Source organism: Synechococcus sp. H60.1 (genome assembly GCF_047462335.1).
Classification (GTDB): Bacteria; Cyanobacteriota; Cyanobacteriia; order Thermostichales; family Thermostichaceae; genus Thermostichus.
In genome coordinates this window covers 1-671 of sequence record NZ_JANSJA010000217.1, presented here as the reverse complement: position 1 = coordinate 671, position 671 = coordinate 1, and the positions used below count along the sequence as shown (strand labels likewise).

1 protein-coding gene is annotated in these 671 nt (G+C 47.8%); it reads left to right on the top strand.

The window, feature by feature from the left end; genetic code table 11:
- The first annotated feature begins 60 nt into the window (after nt 1-60).
- Nucleotides 61-669, top strand: coding sequence for a Uma2 family endonuclease (locus tag NW852_RS10860; protein WP_414365913.1), 609 nt, complete (start codon nt 61-63; stop codon nt 667-669).
- Nucleotides 670-671: the final 2 nt, after the last annotated feature.

Sequence of the window (671 nt, the reverse complement as noted above, 5' to 3'; positions counted from 1 at the left end):
CAGGATGTGTTTGCCCAGGCTCGGATCCCTTAGTTGTTTTAGCTATCTGAGAGGGCTACCATGATTGAAGCTCTGGAAAGGCTAGCAAAGGAACCTACCGAAAGCTCTGCAACAGCTTCTGGGAAGATTTGGACTGATGAAGAGTTTATGGCTCTGCCCGATGATGGCAATCGCTACGAAGTTGTAAATGGAAAGTTAATTGCAATGGGCTCAGCGGGTGCAAGACATGGCTACTACGTTAGTTTAATCAGTTTTTTCCTGACTGCCTATGTTAGAGCCCAAAAAATGGGTGTTGTCTTCGATTCCGACACTTCGTTTAAAATGAAATCCGGCAATCGCCGCTCCCCAGATTGTTCTTTCTTCTCCAAAGAGCGGCTGCGATCCCTTGGCGGGATCCCCAAGGGTTATATCGAGGGATCCCCAGATTTGGTTGTGGAAGTTCTCTCTGATGACAACACTGTAGGAGAGATCCACAACAAGATCGTCGATTATTTTGAGAACGGATCCCGCCTTGTTTGGCTTATTCATCCCGAAGAAAAGTATGTTTTGGTTTACCGTCAGCCTGAGCCCACAGCACTGAAGCGGCCAGGCGACATCCTAGAAGGCGAAGAGGTGATCCCTGGGTTTGCCTTGGATTTGTCGGAGTTTTTTGCCGAACCTGAGTTTTAGTT

Bases quoted from the DNA above. Each gene is read 5' to 3' on its own strand.
- NW852_RS10860 (WP_414365913.1), top strand. From the start codon at position 61: ATGATTGAAGCTCTGGAAAGGCTAGCAAAGGAACCTACCGAAAGCTCT.